Origin of the sequence: Kallipyga massiliensis ph2, assembly GCF_000311985.1 — a bacterium.
GTDB lineage: Bacteria > Bacillota > Clostridia > Tissierellales > Peptoniphilaceae > Kallipyga > Kallipyga massiliensis.
This window is the reverse complement of the sequence record NZ_HE978585.1, coordinates 788938-814485: the sequence shown is the minus strand read 5'-3', so window position 1 is coordinate 814485 and position 25548 is coordinate 788938. Positions and strand designations below refer to the sequence as shown.

The 25548-nt window shown below is 53.6% G+C and carries 20 protein-coding genes and 2 tRNA genes; 7 read left to right on the top strand and 15 right to left on the bottom strand.

All coding sequences use genetic code 11. The features are described from left to right. Nucleotides 1-284 precede the first annotated feature (284 nt). Nucleotides 285-357: transfer RNA gene (locus HGKM_RS03615), tRNA-Thr, on the top strand. 10 nt (nucleotides 358-367) lie between these two features. Beyond that, nucleotides 368-440 (top strand) — tRNA-Lys (locus HGKM_RS03610). Between the two features lie 53 nt (nucleotides 441-493). Here HGKM_RS03610 and HGKM_RS03605 read toward each other — a convergent pair. The 5 genes from HGKM_RS03605 to gltX are packed head-to-tail and all read right to left on the bottom strand — an operon-like array spanning nucleotide 494 to nucleotide 6722. Beyond that, nucleotides 494-1837, bottom strand: coding sequence for a M18 family aminopeptidase (locus HGKM_RS03605; protein WP_019133986.1), 1344 nt, complete (start codon nucleotides 1835-1837; stop codon nucleotides 494-496). 39 nt (nucleotides 1838-1876) lie between these two features. Next, a complete protein-coding gene (locus tag HGKM_RS03600; RefSeq protein WP_081585111.1) occupies nucleotides 1877-3055 on the bottom strand; it encodes a triphosphoribosyl-dephospho-CoA synthase in 1179 nt (392 codons plus the stop codon). Between the two features lie 12 nt (nucleotides 3056-3067). After that, on the bottom strand, nucleotides 3068-3808 hold the full coding sequence (gene rlmB / locus HGKM_RS03595; protein ID WP_019133984.1) for a 23S rRNA (guanosine(2251)-2'-O)-methyltransferase RlmB: 741 nt from the start codon (nucleotides 3806-3808) through the stop codon (nucleotides 3068-3070). A gap of 1 nt (nucleotide 3809) precedes the next feature. Beyond that, nucleotides 3810-5228: a cysteine--tRNA ligase gene (gene cysS, locus HGKM_RS03590; RefSeq protein WP_019133983.1), complete on the bottom strand. Its 1419-nt coding sequence runs from the start codon at nucleotides 5226-5228 to the stop codon at nucleotides 3810-3812. Between the two features lie 15 nt (nucleotides 5229-5243). After that, the gene (gltX, locus tag HGKM_RS03585) at nucleotides 5244-6722 is read right to left on the bottom strand and encodes a glutamate--tRNA ligase (RefSeq protein WP_019133982.1); all 1479 of its coding nucleotides are present in this window, start codon (nucleotides 6720-6722) and stop codon (nucleotides 5244-5246) included. 247 nt (nucleotides 6723-6969) lie between these two features. Between gltX and HGKM_RS03580 the strand changes: the two genes are divergently transcribed. Then, on the top strand, nucleotides 6970-7710 hold the full coding sequence (locus HGKM_RS03580; protein WP_154645913.1) for a LiaF transmembrane domain-containing protein: 741 nt from the start codon (nucleotides 6970-6972) through the stop codon (nucleotides 7708-7710). A 75-nt stretch (nucleotides 7711-7785) separates the two neighbouring features. Here the strand turns inward: HGKM_RS03580 and HGKM_RS03575 are convergent, their stop codons facing one another. The 4 genes from HGKM_RS03575 to HGKM_RS03560 all read right to left on the bottom strand — a co-directional run bounded on the left by HGKM_RS03575 (nucleotide 7786) and on the right by HGKM_RS03560 (nucleotide 11187). After that, nucleotides 7786-9006, bottom strand: a complete 1221-nt coding sequence (locus tag HGKM_RS03575) for a CdaR family protein (protein WP_019133980.1) — start codon at nucleotides 9004-9006, stop codon at nucleotides 7786-7788. Then, nucleotides 8987-9841 (bottom strand): diadenylate cyclase CdaA, encoded by an 855-nt coding sequence (gene cdaA, locus HGKM_RS03570; protein ID WP_019133979.1) that lies wholly within the window; start codon nucleotides 9839-9841, stop codon nucleotides 8987-8989. Before cdaA ends, HGKM_RS03575 begins: the two co-directional genes overlap by 20 nt. A gap of 126 nt (nucleotides 9842-9967) precedes the next feature. Beyond that, on the bottom strand, nucleotides 9968-10234 hold the full coding sequence (locus HGKM_RS03565) for an HPr family phosphocarrier protein (RefSeq protein WP_019133978.1): 267 nt from the start codon (nucleotides 10232-10234) through the stop codon (nucleotides 9968-9970). Between the two features lie 233 nt (nucleotides 10235-10467). Next, entirely contained in the window at nucleotides 10468-11187 is a 720-nt protein-coding gene (locus tag HGKM_RS03560) for an MIP/aquaporin family protein (protein WP_034578937.1), read from the bottom strand. Nucleotides 11188-11625: 438 nt separating this feature from the next. On the opposite strand from HGKM_RS03560, the gene HGKM_RS03555 reads away from it, so the two are divergent. Further along, nucleotides 11626-13029, top strand: coding sequence for a S41 family peptidase (locus HGKM_RS03555; RefSeq protein ID WP_019133976.1), 1404 nt, complete (start codon nucleotides 11626-11628; stop codon nucleotides 13027-13029). A gap of 401 nt (nucleotides 13030-13430) precedes the next feature. On the opposite strand, the gene HGKM_RS03545 is transcribed toward HGKM_RS03555, so the two are convergent. The 6 genes from HGKM_RS03545 to HGKM_RS03520 all read right to left on the bottom strand — a co-directional run bounded on the left by HGKM_RS03545 (nucleotide 13431) and on the right by HGKM_RS03520 (nucleotide 20005). After that, nucleotides 13431-14603, bottom strand: coding sequence for a PIN/TRAM domain-containing protein (locus HGKM_RS03545; protein ID WP_019133974.1), 1173 nt, complete (start codon nucleotides 14601-14603; stop codon nucleotides 13431-13433). 108 nt (nucleotides 14604-14711) lie between these two features. Continuing rightward, a complete protein-coding gene (locus HGKM_RS03540) occupies nucleotides 14712-15218 on the bottom strand; it encodes a CarD family transcriptional regulator (protein ID WP_019133973.1) in 507 nt (168 codons plus the stop codon). A gap of 83 nt (nucleotides 15219-15301) precedes the next feature. Continuing rightward, nucleotides 15302-16675, bottom strand: a complete 1374-nt coding sequence (radA, locus tag HGKM_RS03535) for a DNA repair protein RadA (RefSeq protein ID WP_019133972.1) — start codon at nucleotides 16673-16675, stop codon at nucleotides 15302-15304. After that, nucleotides 16668-19124 (bottom strand): ATP-dependent Clp protease ATP-binding subunit, encoded by a 2457-nt coding sequence (locus tag HGKM_RS03530; RefSeq protein WP_019133971.1) that lies wholly within the window; start codon nucleotides 19122-19124, stop codon nucleotides 16668-16670. Before HGKM_RS03530 ends, radA begins: the two co-directional genes overlap by 8 nt. Beyond that, nucleotides 19114-19530, bottom strand: a complete 417-nt coding sequence (locus HGKM_RS03525; protein ID WP_019133970.1) for a hypothetical protein — start codon at nucleotides 19528-19530, stop codon at nucleotides 19114-19116. The genes HGKM_RS03530 and HGKM_RS03525 overlap by 11 nt, the downstream gene beginning before the upstream one ends. A 13-nt stretch (nucleotides 19531-19543) precedes the next feature. Further along, on the bottom strand, nucleotides 19544-20005 hold the full coding sequence (locus tag HGKM_RS03520; protein ID WP_019133969.1) for a CtsR family transcriptional regulator: 462 nt from the start codon (nucleotides 20003-20005) through the stop codon (nucleotides 19544-19546). Between the two features lie 484 nt (nucleotides 20006-20489). Here HGKM_RS03520 and HGKM_RS08520 point away from each other — a divergent pair, with 484 nt between their 5' ends. From HGKM_RS08520 to HGKM_RS03505, 3 genes are all read left to right on the top strand, one after another. Continuing rightward, nucleotides 20490-22403 (top strand): acyl-CoA dehydrogenase family protein, encoded by a 1914-nt coding sequence (locus HGKM_RS08520; RefSeq protein ID WP_019133968.1) that lies wholly within the window; start codon nucleotides 20490-20492, stop codon nucleotides 22401-22403. A 108-nt stretch (nucleotides 22404-22511) separates the two neighbouring features. Continuing rightward, complete coding sequence (locus HGKM_RS03510; RefSeq protein WP_019133967.1) at nucleotides 22512-23717, top strand: FprA family A-type flavoprotein; 1206 nt, start codon at nucleotides 22512-22514, stop codon at nucleotides 23715-23717. 401 nt (nucleotides 23718-24118) lie between these two features. After that, nucleotides 24119-25354, top strand: a complete 1236-nt coding sequence (locus HGKM_RS03505; RefSeq protein WP_019133966.1) for an IS256 family transposase — start codon at nucleotides 24119-24121, stop codon at nucleotides 25352-25354. The last annotated feature ends 194 nt before the right edge of the window (nucleotides 25355-25548 follow it).

The following is a 25548-nucleotide window of genomic DNA, read 5'->3' as shown; positions in this document are numbered from 1 at the left end:
CCCCTTTCTACATAGTATCGTTATTATTCTAACACTAAACCTTCGATTATGCAGGTGATATGCAGGCACCATTCTATTATATCAAAAGGAAAAAAAGGCGAGAATACAGTCTTCCAAAAAAAGACCATGCTCCAAAACCCGGTCACATGCAGCCTCATCGCAGGAAGGAAAAAGAAAGGACAAGTTTTTTGAAAATTTGCTTGACGTTAGTCGCTTTCTTCCCTATAATGATTTTGTTACTCACTGAACACCTCCTTTAGGAAAGGTCTTCATGAGGCGTGCATGCTGTCTTAGCTCAGCAGGTAGAGCGCAGCCATGGTAAGGCTGAGGTCGCCGGTTCAATCCCGGCAGACAGCTTTTTTTCTGCCCACCCTTAGCTCAGTTGGTAGAGCACCTGACTCTTAATCAGGGTGTCCACGGTTCGAGTCCGTGAGGGTGGATCAAAAAAACCGCTTGGAAGTATAGCTTCCAAGCGGTTTTTCTTTGTCTTGATCTAGCGATCGAAGCTTGCGGATTGGGCGCCTTGGATCCGGATCACGGTGGAGTAGAACTCCTCCAAGGCCCGGATCATGTAGGCGGTGTCCTTGATGCCGCCGGTTTCGTAAGCGGAGTGCATGGCCAGCTGGGCAAGACCGATATCCACGCTGTGGAGGGAAACTTGGACATTGGAGATGTTGCCCAGGGTTCCCCCGCCGGGTAGGTCGGACCGGTTGGCGAAGTTTTGGACCGGGACGCCGGCCTGCTGGCAGATCTTCTTGAAAACGGCCTGGGAGAAGGCGTCGGTGGTGTAGGATTGGGCGGCATTTTCCTTGATGACGATGCCCTTATTCATATAGACCCGGTTGATGGGATCATAGAGGTCCGCCCTGTTGGGATGGAGTGCGTGGGCGTTGTCACAGGAAACCAGGAAGGACTTGGCCAGGGCCATCTGGTAGTCGGCCTCCCCCAGACCCAGAGCCAAGATGATCCGGCGAAGGCTGTCTTTCAGGAAGGTGGACATGGCCCCCTGCTTCGTCAAGGAACCCACCTCCTCATTATCAAAGGAAGCATAGACGTTGATGGCCCCGGAATTCTTAGCCCCGATAAAAGCCTTCATTGAAGCGAAGGCACATTGGAGGTTATCCAGTTTGGGCGAGCCCACCATCTCCTCTTTCCAGCCCAGGAGAGCGGGTTGGGCCCGGTTGACCAGGAAGAGGTCGGTGGCCAGGATCTTGTCCGGCGTTACGCCCAGGCTTTGGCCCAGCATGGCATAAAAGTCCTCAGCCTTGCAGGCACCGGCAGAAAAGACGGGGATGAGGTCCCGCTGGTGGTTGAATTCATAGCCTTTGTTCACCTGGCGGTTGAAGTGGATGGGGGCGTTGGGGATGACCAGGAGGTCCTTGTCAATATAGACAAGTCGACTCTCCACCCCCTCTTGAGTCTCCACCAGGCAACGTCCGGCCAGGGTCAGGGGGCGGTCAAACCAGGTGGAATCGATCATGCCGCCGTAGCCTTCCACATCCAAACGAAGGTAGCCGTCCGGGCCTTCCAGGATGGGCTTGGATTTCAGTTTGAAGGTGGGCGAATCTGTGTGGGAAGCAGCGATTTGGAAGTGGGGGACGTCCATGACTTCCGGCAGGCGGAAGGCAAGGACGGAAGAACCGTTGCGGTTCAAGTAATAGGTCTTCCCCAATTCAAGTTTCCACTCTTCACCTTCCTTGACTTCCTGGAAGCCGGCCTCCTTGAAGGCGGTCTGGATGGTATCTACGGCATGGAACATGGAGGATGACTTCCGGATAAAGTCCAGAAGCTCCCTGCTGAGGCTTTGGTCAGGCTTGTTTGCTTGGTCAGGATTCATAAGAAATTCTCCTTTATCGCTGGGGCCGGATGAGCCGGTCTACTCCTCTTCTTCTTTCTTGATCAGGGCCAGGAGCTGGGTGGTCATCATAAGGTCCCGGATCCCGTTGGTGACCAGACCCCTCTGGTAGAAGAGGTCATCCAGGGCCGTCCGGTCGGTATCCCCGGGATAGAGGGCCCGGCGGGCCATATCCTGGAGGTCAATATAGTCCGGCATGGAGAGGTCCGCCAGGGTGGTTGTATCGACGGTGTTGGACATGAGGAAGAGGGAGAGGTCATCCAGGTTCCTACGGATTTCCACCATGGGCAGGACCTGGTCGATGATGGGGCGGAAGCCTTCCATGGCTAGGGTCCGGATCCCCCCCACACCGTAAAGACGGTAAGCCTCCACCCCCGGTGACCGGACATCCAGGTCGAAATCCCGGTCCAAGCCCTGGCAGAGGTCCCGGATCCTAGCAGGAATCTCAGAAAAAGGGGTCTTTTGTTCGTAGACGGAAGCTAAGATAAGGCTCTGAAAGAGGATCCCCTTCATAAAGCCAGGATGATCCGTCATATCGGAGAGGGCCTTCTGGAGGACCTTTCCGCGGGAGCGAAGGTCGGCCAGGGAGGTCATGCCGGAAAAGTCGATGGACTGGTAGGCCCGACGGAGGATGTCCAGGCCCCGCAGGACCATAGAGAAGTTCTCCCTCCCCTTGGCATCCTCCCGGTCCAATAGGCAGGTCCCATACCCCCTCTTCCTGGTGAAGGGGGCCAGGGCCGAATAAAGGAAATAGCGGGAGAAGCGGAGAGGGCGGGAACCCATGGAAAGATGGGTCATGGCCAAGTCTTCCAACTCTCCCCCGGTCAGGGGGCGAGACCGGCCGGGATCCCCGGTGATGGCTGTCAGGCGTGTCCCTTCGATGATGGTGAAGTTCCAGGCCGGACCCAGGAAATGATAGCGCTTCAAATTGCTCAGATAGGCCCGGATGGCCGACCGGGAATCGTTGACTTCCACGAAAAAGACCAGACCCTCCCGGCCCATGGTCTGTCGGTAGGAGGTTACATCGACATCGCGGAGGAGGCGGAAAAAACCATCCACGGCAATATAAACCCCGGGCAGGTCAAGAGAATCAAGGCCTTTCGCATTGACGGAAAGGCGGACCAGGATGGGTTCCCGCTCCACTACAAAGAAAGGCGCCTGCCATTCCGAACTGATTTCCTTATAAGCCGTTGGATTCATCCTTTACCACCTCTACTTTTCTCGAATCCTCCCCCGGAGGACCTCATACATGAGGACAGCAGCCGAAGCTGAGGCATTCAGAGAGTCGATCTTCCCCACCATGGGGATGGAAACCAGGACGTCACACTTGTCCCGGGTCAGACGGGCCAGGCCCTCCCCTTCGTTACCGATGACCAGGCAGCAGCCCCCGGAAAAGTCCGTGGACCAGAGGGATTGCTTAGCCTCCCCGGCCGCCCCATAAATCCAAATATTTTCTTCTTTTAAGCGGTCTATGGTCTGGTTGATGTTAGTCACCTTGCAGATTTTCTGGTAGGCCGTGGCCCCGGAGGAGGTCCGCCGGACCGTGGAGTTGACGGTAGCTGACCGTCTTTTGGGAATAATGACCCCGTCCACCCCGCAGCATTCTGCCGTCCGGATGATAGCCCCCAAGTTGTGGGGGTCGGTGATCTCATCCAGCATGACCAGGAAAGGGGGATGACCGGCCGCCTTGGCCGCCTCCAGGATGTCCTCCAGGCTGGAATAGGTGAAGTCCGAAGCCAGGATGGCCACCCCTTGGTGGTTCTGTCCTCCGGTCATAGCATCCAGCTTGTCCCGGTCCACTTCCACAATGACCGCATCTGTCTGCTTGACCAGGTGGATAATCTGGTTGATGGACCCCTTCTTCTCCCCCTTGGCCAGGTAGACCTTCTCCGGCTGGCGGCCGGATTTCAGGTACTCAATAACCGGCCGGCGGCCAAAAATATAATCTTCCATGTTATTTTCTCTCCCATACCACGCCGGTGGAGGTGTCTTTCAGAACAATGCCCTGGGCCTGGAGGAGGTCTCGGATCTCATCCGCCCGGCCATAATCCTTGTTCTTTCGTGCTTCTTCCCTCTCTTGAATCAGGCGGTCGATGTCCTCGTCCAGGACTTCCTCTTTGCTTTTATCCGCAATCCCCATCACCTCCAGGAGCTCCAGATAGACATCCAGAACTCCTTGAACGGCTGCCTTGGCATTGGCTTCCGACAGCTGGCCGTTGCCGATTTTGGAGATCTCATAAAGTGCAGTCAGGCCATCGGCGGTATTGAGGTCGTCGTCCATGGCCCGGACAAAGTCCTCTCTCAAGCCCTTGACCCGGTCGGTAATCGCCCTCTCCTCATCGGTCATTTCCTTTTCGGGTGCATGGTCCAAGTAGCGCTCCATCTCATGCTTGGCGTTCATGAGGCGGTTATAGTTGGCTTGGGCCTGGTCCATAACCTCCCGAGAGAAGTTGATGGGGGCCCGGTATTGGGTGGACAGGAGCCAGATCCGGACAACGATGAGGTCATATTCCTTCTCCACATCGATCAGACGGAAGAAGTTCCCCAGGGACTTGGACATCTTTTCCGCCTGGCCCTGGGCGTTGGAAACGGTGATCATCCCGTTGTGCATCCAGTACTTGGCAAAGGTTTGGTCATGGAGGGATTCGGACTGGGCCCGCTCATTCTCATGGTGGGGGAATTCCAGGTCGGATCCACCGGCATGGATATCCAGGGTGGTTCCCAGGAGAGACTGGGACATGACCGAGCATTCAATGTGCCAGCCCGGCCGGCCGGGCCCCCAGGGAGAATCCCAGGCGGGCTCATTGGGGTCCTTCTGCTTTTTCCAGAGGGCGAAGTCCACAGGGTCTTCCTTAGCCTCATTGACGGAAATCCGTGCTCCTGACCGGAGCTCGTCGACTTTTTTCCCGGACAGCTCTCCATAGTGGCCATAGGAGGAGACGTCGAAATAGACGGCATCCTCCGCCTCATAGGCCGCCCCCTTGTCCATGAGCCCCTGAACAAAGGCGATGATCTCGTCAATGTGCTGGCTGCAACGGGGGTGGTTGGTTTCCTCTTCCAGGAGGTTGAGGGAATGGGCATGGTCCATGAAGACCTGGATGTATTTTTCGGTGATGTCCGTGAAGGGGACCCCCTCCTCATTGGCCCGGTTGATGATCTTATCGTCAATGTCGGTGAAGTTGACGACATAGTCCACATCATAGCCCTTGAACTTCAGGTAGCGGTGGAAGGTGTCGAAAACTACCAGGGGGCGGGCATTGCCGATGTGGATGTAGTCGTAGACCGTGGGGCCACAAACATACATCTTGACCTTGCCCTCTTCCTGGGGGATAAAATCTTCTTTTTTTCTTGTCAGCGTATTATATATTTTCATCGTTTATCCTCGCCTTCACAGGGTTTTGGCCCGGTCCAAACGGTCCAGAACTTCTTCCTTGCCTAGAATCAGGAGGGTGTTGGTAAAATCAGGCCCCGAGGTGGATCCCACCACGCTGGCCCGGACCGGCCACCAGAGGTCCTTGCCCTTAATCCCGGTTTCTGTCTGGATGGACTTGACCAGGGATCCGGCAAAGTCCCGGTCGAAGGACGAAGCCTGACGGACCTTGTCTTCAAAGAGAGGGAGGACAGTCCGTCCGGATTCCGACCGAATGGCCTCCACAGCATCCTCCTCATAAACCAAGTCCTCCGCAGAGCAGAAAAGATGACGGGTCATATCAGGAACCTGGTCGAAGTATTCAATCCGGTTCCCATAGGTTTTTGCCGTTAGGGCGATCTTTTCGGGGTCGGTGGTCTCATCCACCAAACCGGCCTTCTTCAGGCTCTTCCCCACCCGGTCGACCAAGTCCTCGGGCGCCATCTTTTTGATGTACTCCTGGTTAAACCAATTCAGTTTCTTGGTATCGAAGATGGCTCCGGTATTGGAAATCCGGTCAAAGTCGAATTCCTTGATCAGTTCCTCCATGGAGAGGACTTCCTGGTTGGATTTCGGAGACCAGCCTAAAAGGGCGATGTAGTTAATCAGGGCCTCGGGGAGGTAGCCTTTGTCCCGGAACTGCTCCACAGCCACGTCTCCCTGGCGCTTGGACAGCTTCTTGTGGTCATTGCCCAGGACCGTCGGCAGGTGGACGTATTCGGGAGCCTGCCAGCCCAGGGACTGGTAGAGGAAGACGTGCTTGGGGGTGGAAGAAATCCACTCCTCCCCACGAACCACATGGGTCACCCCCATGAGGTGGTCATCGACGACGACGGCAAAATGGTAGGTGGGGAAGCCGTCGGACTTGATCAATACCTGGTCATCCATCTCGTCGGTGTTGATGGTGATATCCCCTTTGATGGCATCATGGAAGGTGATTTTCTGGTTTTCAGGGAGCTTAAGACGGACAACATAGTCTTCCCCGGCTTCCACCTTGGCCCGGGCTTCTTCCAGGCTGTACTTCCGGCAATGGCCATCGTAGCGGGGGGTCTCTCCGGCCTCCTTTTGGGCCTCCCTGACCCGGTCAATCCGCTCCTTGGAGCAGAAGCAGTAGTAGGCCTTTCCTTCTTCCAGGAGCTGGTCGATATAGCGGTTGTAGACCCCTGCCTCTACCCGGTCCGATTGGATGTAGGGTCCCCGGTCCCCTTCTTCCACCACACGGCCATCCTGCCCCATCTTGGGGCCCTGGTCATAGTCCAAGCCCGACCAATGGAGGATGTCGATCAGGTTTTCCAAGGCCCCTTCCACATAACGGGTCCGGTCGGTATCCTCGATCCGAAGGGTAAAGATTCCGCCATGGTGACGGGCATATAAATAATTGAACAAAGCGGTCCTCAGACCACCGATATGGAGATAGCCGGTGGGCGAAGGCGCAAAGCGTAAAACGGGATGGCCCATAAAACCTCCTTAATATAATATTGGTCTTTTCCGGAGTCCGTCTATGCCTTTGAACAAGGGGCGAAGCCGGAAAAAAGTCTCTTCTGTCGTCAAGATTATTTTATCACAGATTCCTATGGCCCACCTGTCCGAGCGGGTCTCGTCGCTCTTTTCTATACATAATAGGAACAAAGTCCTACATTATAGTACAATCGATAAAGAAATGAAAACGAACCGAAGTTCGTTTGAGAAATAGAAAGGACTGCCTATGCTATTCGGTATACTTCTTTTGACCCTGGGCCTCCTCATTCTCCTGAGCCAGCTGGTCAATCAGAATGTTTGGGCCCTAATCGGCCTCTATTGGCCCATCCTCCTTGTGATCTATGGGGCCTACCGCCTGGCGACCAAAAAGGGGAGCCGGGTTGTCTCCGCGGTCATCATCGGATCCGGAGCCCTCATCCAATTAAAGAATTTGGGTCTTATCCGTGGTTCCGCCTTCCTCATCCTCTTCGCTGCGGGCTTGGTTCTTCTTGGAATCAAGATCATCGTTGAGGACCACCAGGATAAAGAAGCCTTCCGTAACCGCCAGGCTCAAGCCTATACGAAAACCCCTCCAACCGAAGAGGGCGAGTCGGAGAAAAACCGTCAGGCCGAAGGCCATTCCAAACGCCCTAATTTCTATGAGGAGAAGGACGTCCTGAATGACCGCTTTCTCTTCATCAACGATACCAAGGTCTACCGGTCAGACACCTTCTCCGGCGGCCAGGTCGAAGCCTCCTTCTCTGATGTCACCCTGGATCTGAAGAATGTGTGGCCCCTGGAGAATGAGATTTATATGGATGTCCAAGTCAATTTTTCCACCCTCACCCTCCAGCTCCCGACTGACTGGCATGTGATTGTCAATGATAAGCATTATTATTCGGCCAAGGAACTCAAGGACCAGGTTGAGCCGGAAATCACCTTGATCATCCGGTCCCGCGAATTTATGGGAAGCCTGAAAATCATTTAAGGGATAAGAAAGATCCCCACCTTCCAAGCAATTGGAGGGTGGGGATCTTTTTTGTTTAGGGATATGGAGTTTGCCTTACTTCTTTTTGATGTGGACCTGGACCGTCTTGGGCTGGATGTCTTTGACCATGATCTCTCCGGGCAGGGTCAGCTGGACAGGCAGGTTCAAGCTGGTCGAGCCGGTAAGGCGGTTGGCGGAGGCGATAGGAATGACCAGGGGCAAGCTTTGATCATCCAATTGGTTCAAATCCTTGGGATACCCCTCCAATGTCACCTGGACGGTCTTTTCCTGAGTCTCTGCCTTTAAGTTGTCCGGCAAGCCCGGGTAAGTGACCTTATCGAGGGGGACGGTCAGGCTTCTTGTTTCCTTGGTCTCTACCGTAATATCCGCTGAGATGGATTGGTTTTCATCGACTAGATTAATTCCTGCGGGAAGGTCGGGCTTCAGTGGATAGAGGCCGGATCGGGTAATCTTTTCTCTCTCCAAGGGCTTGCTCTTCAGACCGGTCAATTGGTCAATCAGGTCGGGAACGCCCTTCACTAAAATCTCATGGGGGTCCACTTTTACTTCTTCAATGCGGTAGCCTTCCGGGCTTTTCCCTTCGAGCGTCGCTTCAATTGGAAGAAGCTTCTGCTTGCTGACGAGGATGGATACTTTTACCTCGGACAGGGAAAGATCGACCCCTTCCACTTCTTGCCCCTCCTCATCCACCGGGACTACTTTTGCGGAAATCGTGGAGTCGGCGGAGAGGGAGGAGATGTCGATAAAGGCGCGAAGCCCCTTTACCCTGTCAATGCGGGAACGAGCACCGGTACAGGGGATTTTATTGGGGCTGGCGGTAATTTTTTCCACCACAAAATTATCCTCGACTTCTCCTGTGGTGTCCACCCGGACCGGGAGGGATTGGTCGATAATCTTTTCAATTTGGATGTTGACCCGTCCAGCTGTGGCGTCCGGATTCAAAAGGACGTTGTTGGGAAGGTCGAAGGAGATGGGAAGGGAATGGAGGCCTTCCTGCAAACCTTCGACATCGACAGAAGCCTGGATGTCCTCAGGACGGATGGTCCCCAGGGCCTGCCTTTTTCCTGACAGGGAGGCATAGGTTTTTTCCGGCTCTATGGTCATCACTTCCAAATCCCTCTGGGCCAACTTTTCCTTATTCACGATTTTCACGGGGATATTGGAAACGGTCATTTTCTGGGTGGGGTTGACCCCGGCAACCACATAGGACCAAAGAAAAAAGGCAGCGATAAGGGAGATGATTTTTAAGCTCAGGTTATTCTTGAGTTTCTTCATGACTTGCCTCCCTCCTCTCTTCGATCAGATTACCTATGTTAATCATGGTGGAATCCTTGGTAAAGAAATCCTGAAGCCTGGTCCGCAAACTGTCCTCATCCAGGCGGCGGGCAATCTCGCCTTCCTGACAGACAGAAATCAAGCCGGTTTCCTCTGAAACGACCACAACCAGGGCATCCGATTTCTCGGAGATGCCCAAAGCAGCCCGGTGGCGGGTCCCCAGCTCCTTGCTCAAGGAATTGTTTTGGGTCAGGGGGAGGAAAACACCGGCGGCCCGGACACGGTCGTTGCGGATGATGACCGCCCCATCATGGAGGGGGGTATTAGGGATAAAGATATTGATCAGGAGCTCAGCGGTAACCTGGCCATCAATCCTTGTCCCGGATTCCAGGAGGTCGGACAGACCTACCCGGCCTTCAATCACCATCAGAGCGCCGATTTTTTGGCGAGCCAGGGAGGAGGAAGCACGGACAATTTCATCCACCTGGTCCAGACTCTCCGACTCTTCTGTATTTATGAAAAAAGAAAGCCAGCGCCGGGACCGGCCCAAGCGTTCAAAAACCCGTCGGAGTTCAGGCTGAAAAACCACAATAATTAATACCATAGAAACGGTAAATATATTGGACAGGAGCCAATTCAAGGTGTATAAATCAAACCATTCAGAGATCTGAGCCAGGATCAAGAGGGCGGCAAAGCCCTTGATCAGTTGGAGGGCCCGGGTTTCCCGAACAAAAAGAATCATATAGTAGATGATGACAGCGATCACCAGGATGTCAACCAGGTCGGTCCAGCGGAAGGTGACGATGAGCTGCCTGAATTTTTCCAATATTTCCATTGCTATGCCCCTCTCTAGATTCATCAGCTTATTTTATCATAGGAGGAGGCAAAAAAAAGAGGGCACTCCGGCATTTCACATCGCCTGAGAAGCCCCGTTTTGAAGAAATATTGCCTCAAATTCTCTCTATAGTTTATGGATGCCCGTGTTCAGGTAGTCTTCAATGGCCCCCAAGGCCTCTTCCTCATCCTCGCCGTCACAGCGGACTAAAACGCTTTCTCCCCCACTTAGGGACATGGAAAGAAGGGACATAATGGACTTGCCATTAAAGATGACCTGGTTCTTTTCCAGGTAAATATCTGAATCAAAATGTTGGGCCGTAGCGACAAAATTAGAAGCCGCCCTTGACTGCAAGCCCATTTTGTTATTGATGGTTATTTCTTTTTCGACCATACCTTCCTCACTTTCTTGAAATACCTATATCAAAGCCGGATTATTGTTTATGTCAATGGAAATTATCAGGAAATCCTTTTCTTTATCAATTATGAGCGAAAGTCTCGGGCTTGTCAAGCCATAATAAGAAAAATAAGAGTTTTTTAGGATTTTTTCCACAAAAAAAGAACCCGGTCAAGCCGGGTTCTTTTTTATGATAAGACTTGGCTAAAATCGACGAGTTCTCTACATGACTAAACGAAAATGAAATTGTAGATCAGGACGGCAACGGCGGCACCGACCATGGGGGCGACGACAGGAATCCAGCCATATCCCCAGTTGGGATCAGTCTTATGCTTTAAAGGCATAAGGGCATAGGCAATACGAGGACCAAGGTCACGGGCCGGGTTAATCGCATAACCGGTCAGACCACCCAAGGAGCAGCCGATGGAAACAATGATGCCATAGAGGAAGAACTTATCAACACCACTGGGGCCGGCCTGCGGATATTGGGCCATGCCGAGGATGGCAAAGACCAGGACATAGGTACCAACCGCTTCACTTAGGAAGTTATGGAAAGTGGAGGGAACTCCGGGCGCTGTGCAGAAGCAACCGCGGATGCCTTCTGCTTGTCCTTCCATCAAATCAAAGTGTTTCTGGTAGAGGAGGAAGACGGTAAAGGCTCCGACAATAGCACCGGCCATTTGGGATAGGACGTAAACAGGGAATTGTTCCCAAGGAACAGCACCGGTCATGCAGAGGGCTAAAGTGACAGCGGGGTTGAAATGGGCTCCTGAATAGGCGCCAAAGATATAAGCCGGAATCATAACAGCAAAGCCCCAGCCGATAATGATGGTCAAGCCGCCGACTCCTTCAAATCCCGATTTTTTCGCATTTACTGATGCACAGACACCATTACCTAACAGTAATAGTAAAGCCGTACCGAAAAATTCACCCATTATAATTTCTCTCATGGTATTCTCCTTTGCTCATCCCGGATAAGGGATCATAAATTATAGAAATAGGTACTTTCCGTGGGCTACAATAAAAACTCTTCTGCAAACCTTTTTACTAGAATATATGTTGGGCCTTGGTTTGAATCCTCTCCTACCTCCTTTCCTTGCCCATTTTTCCGGACCTCTATGTAGGTTTAATCAGTAGATCCGGCGCAGTCTCCATTTACCAGTCTTTTTGGGCATAAAAAAGCAGAGATCTCCCGGGGAGATACCTGCTCCTCACGATTTCTCTGCACAGATAACTGTTGTAAATGGATTTTCTGACTTCATTCTACCATAAAAACGTTTTTTTGCAAATTATTTTTGAAAAAGTATTTCATTGGGCCCTTTCCTTCCCTGATTTACCTTTTCCCCTGATTTTGATACCATAGAGGAAGCACAAGAAAGGAGGACGGAATGCCGAAAAGACAGTATTCTTCCCCGCCAAGCTCTTACCGACGGCCCCCTCGGCGACCCGGGTCAAACCTGGAAGAGGAAGTGGAGAGAAGCCGGAAAAAGAGTCAGCGAAAAATCGCCTATAAACAAGAAAAAAAGCGGAAGAAAAAGGTCCGGCGAAGAAGACGCTTTTTCTTCATCCTTCTTTTCCTCCTCATTGCCCTCGTCCTCAGCCGCTTGGTCCAGCGACTGATTTTAACTGACCAACCCAAAAAGATTCCACAGACCAGGGCCATGATCAACGAATCCATCACCGGAGACCTGGCTATTGCGGATACCCGGGGGCGGATGCTGACCCCGGCGGAAAAAAAGGCCGACCTGGAGGACCTGATCGATTGCCTGGAATCCCTCCCTCCGGCCAATTGTCCGGGAAAGCTGGACGGCCAGTTCAAGGCGGAAGAATCCTCTGCCCGCCAGGCTTTAACAATAGAGGGAACGGATGAAACCTACATGGCCATCCTGGATAAATTGGCCAGGTCCTCTGGAGGTTCTGCCCGCCTCTTAAACCAGGGAGACTATCAAAGAGCTTTGAAAAATCTGGGCCATGGCTATTTCGAGAAAGACTCCCCCTATGCCAAAGCTATCACCGACCCCCGGGTCAAGGACCGGTATTCTCGTCTGATTCCCATGGAGGTTGACCCCTCGAAAAATCAACCCCGCCTGATCAAAGCCGGCAACAGCCTGGTTCTTTCCGGCCTTTCCTTTGAAGAAGGAGATGTGGAGGAAGCCGTCCGACTTCTGCCGGGCTACCTCCGCCAAGCCCAATCGGCCAACCGCTTTATCATTGATCTAAGAGGGGTTCAGGGGGCCTCCCACTCCTATTGGATCCAGGCCCTGGCCACCCAGCTTAGCCGGGGATCCTACTCTGCCGAGACCACCCTCTACTTTTCCCAGGGCTTTGACCCCTATGTCTCCTATATGTCCACCCGGGAAAAGCTGGAGCACTTTGACCTCCAGGATGACCGAGAGGACCTTTCCTTCCAGGTCCCCGAGTCCATTCGCCGGAAGGTGACCGACATGACCTACCAGAAGCTCATGACCTGCTCATTTGTTGGACGGGGGCAAAAACTATCCAAGGATCGGCTGGTCCTCCTGGTGGATAAAAATACGAGCAATGCGGCCGAATCCTTTGCTGATTTTTGTCAGCATAACCAGCTGGCCACCGTCGCCGGAGAACCCACTATGGGCAATGCCTGGGACATCCCCCCGGCCTACCTCATCCTCAAGCATTCCGGCTTCCTTGTCGAATTTGACATCACCCTCCAGCAGAGCTTGGACGGCACGGACCTAACCAAGGACGTCCGTGTCCAACCCGACCTTTCCCTGACCGGAAAGGACCTCCTCCAGGTCCTCCTTGATCGCTAATTTTTCGATGATTGGGACTCATGACCCTGCCATTCTGATGATTTACAAATTTAGCAGGGTTTGCGACCCTGACAATCTCCTGATTCTTCCAAATAACAGGGCCCTTTTTGGCCCTGTTATCTTTTTGATCCGTCAAATTATCAGGGTTCTTTCCCTGACAAATATCCATTTTCCGGGATTGACAGGGCCTTTTTTGGCCCTGCTTTTTCTAGGATTTCAAAAATTGTCAGGGCTCCTGACCCTGTTTTTCTTATAATTTTCTAGGATGTCAGGGTCCCCAGCCTGTCCGGGCCTCATTTTCGCCATTGCCCAAAGCAGGACAAACGAAAAAAAGGCTGTGCCGGATCTTCCGGCACAGCCTTTTTTTCTTCAATAACGCTTGTCCCTTAGAAATGATGGACTCAGCCCTTATCCTGGGGGTGGATCCGGGTGAAGATCATCTTACCGGCAGAGGTTTGGAGGACCGAGGTTACCGTGGTTTCTACCTTCCTCCCGATCGCCTCATAGCCGTCTTCCACCACGATCATGGTCCCATCATCCAGGTAGCCCAATCCCTGACCGGGTTCCTTCCCGGACTTGATGATGGAAACTTCCATCTCCTCGCCGGGGATGACGATGGGTTTTAGAGCATTGGCCAGGTCATTAACATTGAGGACCCGGATGTTTTGGACCGAGGCCACCTTGTTGAGATTGTAGTCGTTGGTAACGATATAGCCCTTGTATTTCCTGGTGAGGATGAGGAGCTTGGCATCAACTTCCTTGGCCCGGCGGATTTCCGTATTATCGATGATGATCTCCAAATCGGACATCCTCTGCATTTCATGGAGAAGGTCAAGCCCTCCCCTACCCCGGTTTCTCCGAAGGGCGTCTGAGGAGTCGGAGATGTGCTGGAGTTCTTCCAGGACATAATGGGAGACAATGATGGGACCTTCTAAGAAGCCCGCCTTCATGACTTCAAAAATCCGTCCATCGATGATGACTGAGGTATCCAGGATTTTCGGAATCGGTTGGGAGCTCGGACCAAGATCCCCTTCTTCCTCTTCCTCTTCCTCCTCAGCCACAAAAACCTGGTTCCGTTTGGATTTTTTTGGCTTGGTCCGGCCCTCCCCGGCGACCTTGGGGGTTCTTGCCGGCAAGAGGCTCATAATATCTTCCTTGTGGGAGAGAGCAATCCGGACGCCCAGGATCCCCAGAAAGAGGTGGATAATCACGGAGAGGATGACGCCGATGGTGTTGCCCAAAAAGTCCATGGAGAGGGAGAGAATAGGCGAGGATAGGATGGTCCCAATCAAGAGGCCGACAAGCAAGCCCCCTGTGGCGATGACCACGTCGGAGAGGGGAACCTTCTCAAAGCGTTCCATCATGGAATCCTGGGTTTTGCGGAGTGTTCTTGAAAAAAATGGGGACAGGGCATAAAAAAGAATAAATCCAAAAAGAATAAGAGCGACCAAAATAATAATCGGCCAAGGGCTGGTCAGGGTTTTAAAAAGACCAAGACCGCGCAAGAGAAGGGCCAAGGCCAAGCCGAGAAGGCCGCCGATAAATCCAGATATCATTTGAAAAAAACGTCCCATTTTTTCCTCCTTTCTTGGGTTCGAAATGCTGATGAAAGAATTTTGGCGCAACCCCTCTCTGTCATGGATTGCGCCAAATTCGAGATGCTCTACAGGCATTTCCTGGTATCATTTTTCCTGATCATCCAAGTCCTCATCCAAGGTGATGGCCTCATCAATCATGGATTGGGCTTCTTCCGCCGTCATGGATCCGACGATGACCAGTTCGGAAATCAACATTTTCTTCGTTTTATTCAGCATTTTCTTTTCTGAAGTGGAGAGGCCCCGCTCCATATCCCGAACCTGGAGGTTCCGGATGATAGCGGCCATCTCGAAGGGGTCTCCCGTCTTGAGACTTTCCATGTTTTCCCGGTAGCGCTGGCTCCAGTTATCCGGCATTTCCGTCGTCTCCGCATGGAGGATCTCCATCACCTTAATCCCCTCCTCTTCGGACATGACGGGCCGAATTCCTATGTTGTTGATGTTATCTACAGGGATGGAAATCTTAATGCTGGCGATGGGCATCTTGAGGATGAAAAAATCATGTTCTTCACCCAGCATTTCTTTCGTCACCATATCGACGATCTTGCCCGCACCTTGCATGGGATAAACTACCCTGTCACCTACCTTGTACATAGACTCACCTCCGTAATCCTATTATACAAGAAAAGGTTGTCTTGTTCAAAAGGAGTTATTATATATGATTGCTCAAGACAAAGTCAACTTCTCAGGACCTCTTTCAAGACATCCCCGATGGTCCGGCAGGGAATCACTTCCAAGCCCTCCCTGCTCCCCCCTTCCGTGAAGGCAGGGACAAAGGCCCGGCGGAAGCCAAAACGGGAGAGCTCCTTGAGCCTCTGGTCCAGGCCATCCACCTTCTTCAAGTCCCCGGTCAGGCCGACCTCGCCCAGAAAGACATCCCGGGAGTCGATGGGGGCATTTTTTAGGGAAGAAGCAATGGCCACCAGAATAGGGAGGTCGCAGACTTTCTCTTTGATGGCCAGGCCTCCGGTTGCCTTAAGAACGACATTCTTTCCGGAAAGAGGGAGGCCCGCCTTCTGCTCCAGGATGGCGACCAAGGTGTTGAGCTGGTCCCGCTTGATCGTGTCCCCGATCCGGGAGGGATAGGCCTCATAGGCCGTGGAAACCAGGGCCTCGATCTCAATGGGGATCATCCGGGAACCCTCCCTTTGAAGGGAAATCGCGGCACCGGCCACCGGCTCCTCCCTCTTGGTCAAGAAGAGGGCATAGGGGTCCATGACCTCCTCCATCCCCTTTTCTCCCATTTGAAAGAGGCCCACCTCCCCGGTGTAGCCGAAACGGTTCTTGGAGGCCCGAAGCATGCGGAGGCGGTCATCGTAACCATCCTCCAGAAAGAGGACGGTGTCGACCAGGTGCTCCAGGGTCCGGAGGCCGGCCATCTCCCCTGACTTGGTCATATGGCCTACGATGAAAGAGGCCATGGGCTGGGGGGAGGACTTGGACAGGCTAACCACAGCGTCGGCAACCGCCAGGGTCTGGGTGGGCGTTCCCGGCCGCTGGGGAAACTCCCTCTTCTCAAAGGTCTGGACGGAGTCCAGGACCAGGAGCTGGGGCTTGATCCTCCGGACCTCCTCCTCCACCCGGTCCATAGAGTTCGTAGCTAAGAGATAGACCTTATCCGGGAGCCGGTCAAAAATTCGGTCCGCTCGCCCCTTAATTTGGGAAGGAGATTCCTCCCCTGAAGCGTAGAGGGTGGTCAGCCCCCGCCTGGCCAACTTTTCGGATAGTTGGAGGAGGAGGGTGGACTTTCCGGCCCCCGGACGGGCCGTCACCATGGTTACTGAATCCTTAACGAGGCCACCGCCCAGGACCCGATTGACTTCCTGAAAGCCGGTATCCAAACGGTCGGATGTGGCGGAAGGGACCTGGGATAGGGCAAGTGCCGGCATGGTCCTCCCTCCCCTGTCCAACTTGGTCCCCTTAGGACCGGAGGCCGTGTCGACCACCTGCTCTTCCATGGTCCCCCATTCTCCGCAGGCAGGGCATCGGCCGGTCCAGCCGGTTTCCACCCGACCACAGGAGGAGCAGACAAACCTCTTCCGCTTAGCCACAGCTTTCCTCCAGGGCCAATGGTCGGGCAGTTTCCTCCTTGCCCTTTTTCCGGCCGGCCTTCTTCCCGGGAATGATCTCAATCTTGCCCTGTCGGATGCAGAGCTCATAGGTCTCCCCCTCCTCCATCTCCTGGGCCAGGATCTTCTCCGCCAGGAGGTCTTCCACCTGGGTCCGGATATGGCGTTCCAGGGGACGGGCGCCGAATTCAGCCTGGTAGGATTCCTTAACCAGCTTTTGGGCGACGGCCTCGGTAAAGGTCATGGAATAACCCAGGTCGGCCACCCGGTCCATGAGCTCCTCCAGGAGTAGGCGGGCAATCTGAAGGACGGAATTTTCGCTCAGGCGGTGGAAGACCACGATGTCGTCCAAGCGGTTGAGGAATTCCGGACGGAAATTCTGCTTGAGCTCGTCATGAACAATTGTCTTCATCCGGTCATAGTCGTTTTCTGCCACCTCCTCCTCGGGCACAAAGCCCAGGGTATTGGTCTTGGCCAGGCGGTCAGCCCCGATATTGGAGGTCAGGATGATGACGGTGTTGCGGAAGTCCACGGTCCGCCCCTGAGAATCCGTCACCCGACCGTCATCCAGGATCTGGAGCATGACATTGAAGACATCGGAGTGGGCTTTTTCAATCTCATCAAAAAGAACCACTGAGTAGGGCCGGGTCCGGACCGCTTCAGTCAGCTGTCCCCCCTCTTCATAGCCTACATAGCCCGGGGCGGATCCCAGGAGACGGGAGACGGAGTATTTTTCCATATATTCCGACATATCGAAGCGGATCATGGACTCTTCCGTCCCGAAGAGGGATTGGGCAATCTGCTTGGCCAGGTAGGTCTTGCCCACGCCCGTAGGCCCGACAAAGATGAAGGAACCGATAGGCCGGTCCGAGGCCTTAAGGCCTACCCGGGCCCGCTTGAGGGCTGAGGTGACCGTATCCACCGCATAGTCCTGGCCGATGACCTTGGCTTTGAGCTTATCTGCCAGGTTCAGGTAGCGGTCGGACTCGGACTCGGTCAGCTTGGTGACCGGAACCTTGGCCCACTGGGAGACAATAGAGGCAATCTGGTCAGCCTCGATCACGGGCCAGTCGGACCGGTCCTGGTGGCCCTCCTCCTGGTCCCTAACCGCCTCTTCTTCCAGCTGGGCGATTTGGTCTCGGAGGGCTGCTGCCCGCTCAAAGTCCTGGGTCAGGGCCGCCTTGGTTTTTTCCTCCTCCAGCCGGGCCCTCTTCTCCTCCCTTTCCAAGACTTCCTCAGGGAGGACATAGGAGTCCACATGGACCCGGGCCATAGCCTCATCCATCACGTCGATGGCCTTGTCGGGGAGGAAGCGGTCACTCAGATAGCGGTCAGTCAGGTCGACGGCCGCTTCAATGGCCTCATCCGACATCCGGACCTGGTGGAAGGTCTCATACTTGTCCCGGATCCCGCGAAGGATGTCCTTGGCCTGGCTCTTGGAGGGCTCCTCCACCGTTACCGGTTGGAAGCGGCGTTCCAGGGCCGAATCCTTCTCAATCCGCTTCCGGTATTCGTCAATCGTCGTTGCCCCGATCATCCGGAGCTTCCCCTTCTGAAGGGCCGGCTTGAGGATGTTGGAGGCGTCCAGGGATCCTTCCGAGGATCCTGCCCCGATGATGGTGTGGAGTTCATCAATAAAGAGGATGACCTCCTCCCGGTCCATGACCTCATCAATGGTGTCGGAGAGACGCTGTTCAAAATCTCCCCGGTACTTGGTTCCGGCCACCATGGAGGCCATATCGATGGAGTAGATGACCTTATCGGCCATGACGTCCGGGACCTCCCCGTGAACAATCCGCTGGGCAAGGCCCTCGGCAATGGCCGTTTTCCCCACGCCGGGTTCCCCGATCAGGACGGGATTGTTCTTGGTCCGTCGAGAGAGGATTTGGACCACCCGGTTAATCTCTCTTTCCCTGCCTACGACGGGGTCGATTCCCTCTTCCTCGGCCTGGGCATTGAGGTTCTTCCCGTACTTGGCCAGGTTGGACTCCTCCCCCTCCTCTTCCTTCTGGCGGAGAGCCTCCATCAGATATTGGTAAACCGCCCGCTTGTCCACATCCGCAATGGTCATCATGACGGAGGCCATGGAGGAGCGGTCGTTTAGAATGGCAAAAAGGACATAGTCGGCAAAGACCTCGCTGTCTCCGTTCTGTCGGGCGATGGCCGATGCCTGGGCCAAAAGCTGGCGGGAGGCGGTGGTCGCATTGGTCGCCGGCCGACCGGAAGTCCCGGCCTCCGTGTTGGAGGCGACAATCTTCCGGAGGGTGTTGTAGTTGGCCCCCGCCCGGGTCAGGGCTTCGGTCTCCGGCCCCCCGGTCTTCATCATGGCCAATAGAATGTGTTCGGTGTCAATGGCCGCCTTGCGGAAGGAGGTGGACTCCGCCGCCGCATATTGCATGAGCCGTTGAACCGGGGTTCGATTAAGCGCCATGGAAATCCTTCCTTTCCTCATTTAACTGGACGATGGCATCCCCTATCCGGTTGATCTCGTCCCGGTAGAGGGCACAGTCCTCATAATTCTCATCAGCCAGGGCCGCCTCCAACTTCCGCATATAATCCTTCCTCTGGCGGTGGAGGGCCTTTCTCTGCATATCATAAGCTTTATCTCGGGGAGAGGGGTCCTCCCCCTTCTTGTCCTCTTTCACCGGCTCCTGGCGGAGGAGGGAGCGGAGTTGTTGGACCATCTCCTGGTTTCCCCATTCCACGGGCATCTGCTGGAGGAAGTCTTCAATTTTCTCCTCATAGCAGGATGCACAAAGGTGGAGGGTTTTCATTTCTCCGTTCATATTGACGGCAATTTCAATGGTGGCCTCGTTGGGGCAAAAATCGCACTGCATGGAGAGCCTCCTTTCATTTCACATAGGCCAGGAGCATGTTCTTTAGGATCCTGGCCCGGGTCATCTTTCGTTCGTTATTTTCCAGACCTCTAAGGGCCCGGTCATCGGTGGCAAGCCGCATGAGCCACATGGCTTCCCGGCTGATAATGCCCTGGTCCTCCAGGGCGGTTAAAATGTGCTTGCACTTGTCTGTGGTCAATTGGTCCAGACCGGGATCCTCCAGGATCCGCTGAACCAGGCTGTGGGGCTCCCGGCTCAAACGGACAATCCGGATATAGCCGGCCCCGCCCCGCCGGGACTCAATATAATACCCATTATAAGGAGTAAATCTTGTCATTAATACGTAGTTGATCTGGGATGGGGCACAATCGAACTTCTGAGCCAGCTCATTACGCCCGATCTCCAAGGAACCGTCGCTGCAATCCTCTAATAAGGAAAGGAGGAACTGTTCAATATCGTTGGTCAGTCCAGCCATTCGTTTTATCCTCCTCCATCAATGTACACGAAATCGTCCGAACCATCATCCCCTCTCCTTCAGAAAGGAATTCCAAAAGATCCCATTTTATCAAAGAGACTCATGGTCCGAAACAGGGCCGGCGAATTCTTTGACCAACTTTGACCTTTGAGAGGGAAGAAAAAGTTCCGCTTCCGGAACCATTTCTATTATACCCTAAAAGAAGGGAAGGAGGAAACGGCCTGATTTTTATGATTTTTTCCTTCTTTTTTATAAAAAAATGCTCTTCTCCCCTTTAATTAAAGGTTTTCTGTTGTATAATAACTCTGAAAGCATAGTGTTTTACTATGAATTGTCTCTAACCCAAGGAGAATAATGGGTAGGGTCGGTATTCCGGGGGCCGTCATGGCCCTGGGGATCTTTGGAAAACGTTATGTTAAAGGATAGGCTGTAACTCGCACATCGCCTGTCTGTAGGCGACGCTAGCGAACAAAAGGAGGAATTTATGGCTTTAACCACAAGGGAACATGAAGCGCTGCGGAAAGTCGTCCGCGACTTCGCTGAGAAAGAACTCAAACCAAATGCCTTTGCTTGGGACCAGGACGATATCTTCCCCGAAGACGTCGTAAAAAAGATGGGTGAAATGGGCCTCCTGGGCATCCCCTATGAGAAGGAATACGGCGGTCAGGGCTTGGACACCACTTCCTATGCCATCACCGTTGAGGAGCTCTCCCGTGTTGACGCCGGCGTAGGTGTTATCTGCTCGGCACACACTTCTTTAGGTTCCTGGCCGATCTGGGCCTTCGGTACCGAAGAACAGAAGAAAAAATATTTGGTTCCCCTGGCCAAGGGTGAGCACATCGGTGCTTTCGGTCTGACCGAAGAGCATGCCGGTTCGGACGCTTCCGGAACCGAAACCACCGCTGTTCTTGAAGGCGACCATTACATCTTGAACGGACATAAGATCTTCATCACCAATGGCCACCGGGCAGATACTTATGTCATCTTTGCCGTTACCTCCCCTGAAAAGGGCAACCACGGCATTTCCGCCTTTATCGTTGAAAAGGGCTGGGAGGGCTTCGAATTCCCCAACGATTACAATAAGCTGGGCATCCGGTCCTCCATCACGGCTGAACTCTCCTTTACCAATGTCAAAGTCCCCAAGGAAAACCTCCTGGGTAAAGAAGGCGAAGGCTTCAAAATCGCCATGGCTACCCTGGACGGCGGCCGGATCGGGATCGCCTCCCAGGCTTTAGGAATTGCCCAGGGTGCTTTCGAAGAAGCCCTGAACTACTCTCGTGAGCGCAAGCAGTTTGGCGCCCCCATCGCAGCCAACCAAGGCATCTCCTTCAAACTGGCCGATATGGAAACCGCCATCCATGCTTCCCGCGCCCTGATTTATGAGGCGGCCGAGCTCAAGACCAACCACGGCAAGTACACCAAGGAAGCCGCTATGGCCAAGCTCTTTGCTTCCGATACGGCTGAATGGGTCACCTCCGAAGCCCTCCAGATCCACGGCGGCAACGGCTTCATCAAAGGCCTGCCTGTTGAGCGGATGTACCGCGATGCCAAGATCACCCAGATCTATGAAGGAACCAACGAAGTCATGCGGATTGTTATCGCCAGCCAGACGGTCGGCAGACTGGGCCGCAAGACCAAGAAGGTGGAAGCGGAAGAAGAACACCAGGGCGGAGCAACCGGCCCCCGGAAGAATGTCATGATTGAAGGCAGCCCTGAGGACCAGGTCAATGAGCTGGTCAAACACCTCAAGGAGGACGGCTATACTTTCGATACAACGGTCGATCCCATGGCCGACGTCGGCGAAGTTGAGCGTTTGGTCTCTGTTGGTCAAGGGATTGGAGAAGAAGCCAATGTTGACCAGGCCATCTCCCTGGCGGAAGCCATGGGCGCTGCGATCTCCTGCTCACGTCCTGTCGCTGAAAACCTCAAGTATATGCCCATCGACCGCTACATCGGTATGTCCGGACAGAAGTTCCAAGGAAACCTCTACCTGGCCATGGGTATCTCCGGTGCCGGCCAGCACCTCAAGGGAATCAAGGATGCGGCCACCATCGTTGCCGTCAACAAAGATCCCAAGGCACCGATCTTCGCCAATGCGGACTACGGCATTGTCGGTGACGTCATGGAAATCATGCCCCTCCTGGCTAAGGCTGTTGATGAGGGCCAGAAACGCCATGAGGCCAAAGGCTTTGAAAAGAAGAAGAGAAATGTCCCCCAGGATCCCAAGACAGCAACCGGCGTCTATGTCTGCAACGGCTGCGGCCACAGATATGATCCGGCCAAGGGCGATCCGGAAGCGGACGTCGCTAAGGGCACTCCCTTCGACCAGGTTCCTGACACCTACCTCTGCCCCAAGTGCGGCGATGGTAAAGAGGGCTTCATCCCTGCTGAAGTGTAATGAATCATCGGAGTTGAGGAGAGGGCCCGACCGGGTCTCCCGAAATCCGGCCCTCCTCCCCACTCTTTCCATGTTCAGTAACCAAGAAAAGATATACAGGAGGAAATTATGCATAACGTCCGTCAAGTTGTAGATGATCTCTATTGGATTGGCTACAATGACCATAGAACCCATCTCTTTGAATCCATCCATCCCATTCCCGAAGGCGTCTCCTACAACTCCTATGTTCTTTTGGATGAAAAGACCGTCCTCTTCGACACCGTTGAGTGGGATTTCTGCCGTGAATTCCTGGAAAACCTGGAATACGTCCTGGATGGCCGGCCCCTGGACTATATCGTCATCAACCACTGGGAGCCTGACCATGCCGCTTCCCTCCAGGAAGTCCTCCTCCGCCACCCCGAATCGGAAGTCATTTCTACGGAAAAAGGCTTCTACTTCATGACCCAGTTCGGCTTTAAGGCGGACAAGAGAATCACTGTTGATTCCGGCGACACCCTGTCCACCGGCAAGCACGAATTTGCCTTCGTCAAGATCCCCATGGTCCATTGGCCCGAGCCCATGGTCACCCTGGATACCACCAACGGCGTCCTCTTCTCTGCTGATGCCTTCGGCTCTTTCAAGGCCCTCGATGGCAAGCTTTTCGCCGATGAAGTTGACTTTGACAAGGACTGGCTGTCGGAAGCCCGTCGCTACTACACCAACATCGTTGGGAAGTATGGCCCCCACGTCCAGCAGGTTCTGGCCGCTGCCGCCAAGCTCCCCATCAAGATCCTCTGCCCCCTCCATGGTCCCATCTGGAGAGAGAACCTGGGCTATATCCTGGACAAGTATGACAAGTGGTCCTCCTATACCCCCGAAGACAATGGCGTCATGATCGTCTACGGATCCATGTACGGGAATACCGCCAATGCCGCCCAGCTCCTGGCCTCTGAAATCGTCAAGCGTGGTCACACCGATGTCACCGTTTGGGATGTCGCTGAAACTCACTGCTCCTACCTGATCTCTGAAGCCTTCCGTGTAGGCCACATCATCCTGGCCTCCCCGACCTATAACCTGGGCGTCTTCCCCCCGATGAAGGACTTCCTCAACGACATGGTCGCCCTCAACGTCCAACAGCGGACCGTCGGTATTCTTGAAAACGGTACTTGGGCCCCCAACTCCGGCCTGGAGATGCGGAAGATCATCGACCAGATGTTCGAAATGTACTATCTCAATGCCGAAGTTTCTTTCATGTCCTCCGTGGACAAGAACGGCAAGAAGGCCATCGAAGACCTGGCCGATGCCGTCATCGAATCGGTGAAGAAACAAGCCTAGTTCCTTTTTCGGTCAAAAAAGGGGCTGTGCCGGAAGGATTTGTTCCTTCCGACACAGCCCTTTTTCTTTTCTTATTTTTCCCTAAAGCTGTTAAGAGCGAGCCGCCTTCGGCGGTGGTTCCTGCCTCGGGCTCTGAACTCATGAGTTGTTCGATTCCTAGAGGCTCTTCGACCCTGATTTTCTAGGAAATTGGTGGATTAACAGGGTTTCAGACCCTGACATTTTCGCTATCTTCAAAATTATCAGGGCCTTTTTTGACCCTGCTATTTTTGAAATTCTCTAATTTGACAGGGTTTTACAGTAATGTCCATATAATGGTGTAAAAGTATATAAAAAGAAAGAGCCAGAATTTTACCTCGGCTATAATGTGAGTAACCAAACCAACATTAAGGAGGAAAATTATGGCTCAAGTGAATCTTACCCTATCCCAAGAAGAAATTCTAGACCTTCTCCAGAAGGATCAATCCAAAGCTTTCCAGGAGCTTCTCCGATCTTCTCTCCAATCCATAGTGGATAGGGAATCGGATGAAATTTTGCAGGCTAAGCCCTACGAACGCTCCGGGGAAAGGACCGACCGGCGCAATGGCCGGCGTGAGCGGCCCATTTTTACTAAGGTGGGCACCATTATCCTGGAGGTTCCCCGCCACCGGGACCAACCCTTCCACAGTCTTGTCTTTGACCGTTACCAGCGCTGTGAAACCGCCCTGATGGTCACCATGGCGGAGATGGTGGTGGCGGGTGTGTCTACAAGAAAAGTGTCCAGGGTTATGGAGGCCTTATGTGGAAAGTCCTTCTCCAAATCCAGTGTTTCCAAGGCCTGTGAGACGTTGGATGAGGAAATTGCGAAGTTTAAAAACCGTCCTCTCAAAGGGAACTATCCTTTCGTTTTGGTGGATGCCACCTACTTTAAGGTCCGTGAGGAAGGTCGGGTTACCTCCAAAGCCTTATTCATTGCCATGGCCATGAATGAACAGGGAATCGAAGAAATCCTCGATTTTGGGATTTACCCGGAGGAGTCGAGGGCGAACTGGAACCATTTCTTCATCCAGCTCAAACAAAGAGGAGTGAAGGGTGTCCGCATGGTGACTTCGGATGCGCATGAAGGCATCCTCTACGCCATGAAGGAGCAATTTCCGGATACCCCATGGCAAAGATGCCATTACCATTTCACCAAAAACATTGTGGAGAAGGCACCAAAGAGCTACCAGCTAGGCCTACGGGCAGACCTTCGGGCGATGTTTAGTGCGCCTGATCTTGCGATGGCGACAAAAAAGATGAACCAGATTGCCCAAAACTACCGTGATGTGGCGGAAGGAGCGGTAGCCTGCCTGGAGGAGGGATTTCTTGATGCCATGACCAACCTCCTGCTTCCCCAGAAGATCCGGACCTATGTCAGGACCTCTAACCATGTGGAACGGCTCAACCGAGAGCTCAAGCGGCGATCCAATGTCATTGGCATCTTTCCCAACCAGGGCTCTCTCCTGCGCTTAATGGGGGCGATTCTTATTCAAGAACATGAAAGCTGGTCTTCCCATTCTCGAAGATTTTACCAGCCCACCTACCGAGAGATTGAAGCCTGCGAAGAGAAACTCAAGGAGCTTGCCCACGACCAGCAACGCCTCTTAAAGTCCCGTTAAGCCAAGGGAGCGGGAGCTTTGTCAATGGACATACGCCGGGCGAAGCCCGGGCAGCCATTGACAAAGCGACACGGAAAACCCTTGAGCACGGGGAAGTTGGACACAACTTCCCCTGCTCCCGGCGAGGGCGGGTTTGGGCGGAGCCCAAAAGTAAAGAGATGTAAGCCAAGTGTTACTCACTATATACTATTTTT

Bases quoted from the DNA above. Each gene is read 5' to 3' on its own strand.
- HGKM_RS03605 (WP_019133986.1), bottom strand. From the start codon at position 1,837: ATGAATCCTGACCAAGCAAACAAGCCTGACCAAAGCCTCAGCAGGGAG.
- HGKM_RS03600 (WP_081585111.1), bottom strand. From the start codon at position 3,055: ATGAATCCAACGGCTTATAAGGAAATCAGTTCGGAATGGCAGGCGCCT.
- rlmB (WP_019133984.1), bottom strand. From the start codon at position 3,808: ATGGAAGATTATATTTTTGGCCGCCGGCCGGTTATTGAGTACCTGAAA.
- cysS (WP_019133983.1), bottom strand. From the start codon at position 5,228: ATGAAAATATATAATACGCTGACAAGAAAAAAAGAAGATTTTATCCCC.
- gltX (WP_019133982.1), bottom strand. From the start codon at position 6,722: ATGGGCCATCCCGTTTTACGCTTTGCGCCTTCGCCCACCGGCTATCTC.
- HGKM_RS03580 (WP_154645913.1), top strand. From the start codon at position 6,970: ATGCTATTCGGTATACTTCTTTTGACCCTGGGCCTCCTCATTCTCCTG.
- HGKM_RS03575 (WP_019133980.1), bottom strand. From the start codon at position 9,006: ATGAAGAAACTCAAGAATAACCTGAGCTTAAAAATCATCTCCCTTATC.
- cdaA (WP_019133979.1), bottom strand. From the start codon at position 9,841: ATGGAAATATTGGAAAAATTCAGGCAGCTCATCGTCACCTTCCGCTGG.
- HGKM_RS03565 (WP_019133978.1), bottom strand. From the start codon at position 10,234: ATGGTCGAAAAAGAAATAACCATCAATAACAAAATGGGCTTGCAGTCA.
- HGKM_RS03560 (WP_034578937.1), bottom strand. From the start codon at position 11,187: ATGAGAGAAATTATAATGGGTGAATTTTTCGGTACGGCTTTACTATTA.
- HGKM_RS03555 (WP_019133976.1), top strand. From the start codon at position 11,626: ATGCCGAAAAGACAGTATTCTTCCCCGCCAAGCTCTTACCGACGGCCC.
- HGKM_RS03545 (WP_019133974.1), bottom strand. From the start codon at position 14,603: ATGGGACGTTTTTTTCAAATGATATCTGGATTTATCGGCGGCCTTCTC.
- HGKM_RS03540 (WP_019133973.1), bottom strand. From the start codon at position 15,218: ATGTACAAGGTAGGTGACAGGGTAGTTTATCCCATGCAAGGTGCGGGC.
- HGKM_RS03530 (WP_019133971.1), bottom strand. From the start codon at position 19,124: ATGGCGCTTAATCGAACCCCGGTTCAACGGCTCATGCAATATGCGGCG.
- HGKM_RS03525 (WP_019133970.1), bottom strand. From the start codon at position 19,530: ATGCAGTGCGATTTTTGCCCCAACGAGGCCACCATTGAAATTGCCGTC.
- HGKM_RS03520 (WP_019133969.1), bottom strand. From the start codon at position 20,005: ATGGCTGGACTGACCAACGATATTGAACAGTTCCTCCTTTCCTTATTA.
- HGKM_RS08520 (WP_019133968.1), top strand. From the start codon at position 20,490: ATGGCTTTAACCACAAGGGAACATGAAGCGCTGCGGAAAGTCGTCCGC.
- HGKM_RS03510 (WP_019133967.1), top strand. From the start codon at position 22,512: ATGCATAACGTCCGTCAAGTTGTAGATGATCTCTATTGGATTGGCTAC.
- HGKM_RS03505 (WP_019133966.1), top strand. From the start codon at position 24,119: ATGGCTCAAGTGAATCTTACCCTATCCCAAGAAGAAATTCTAGACCTT.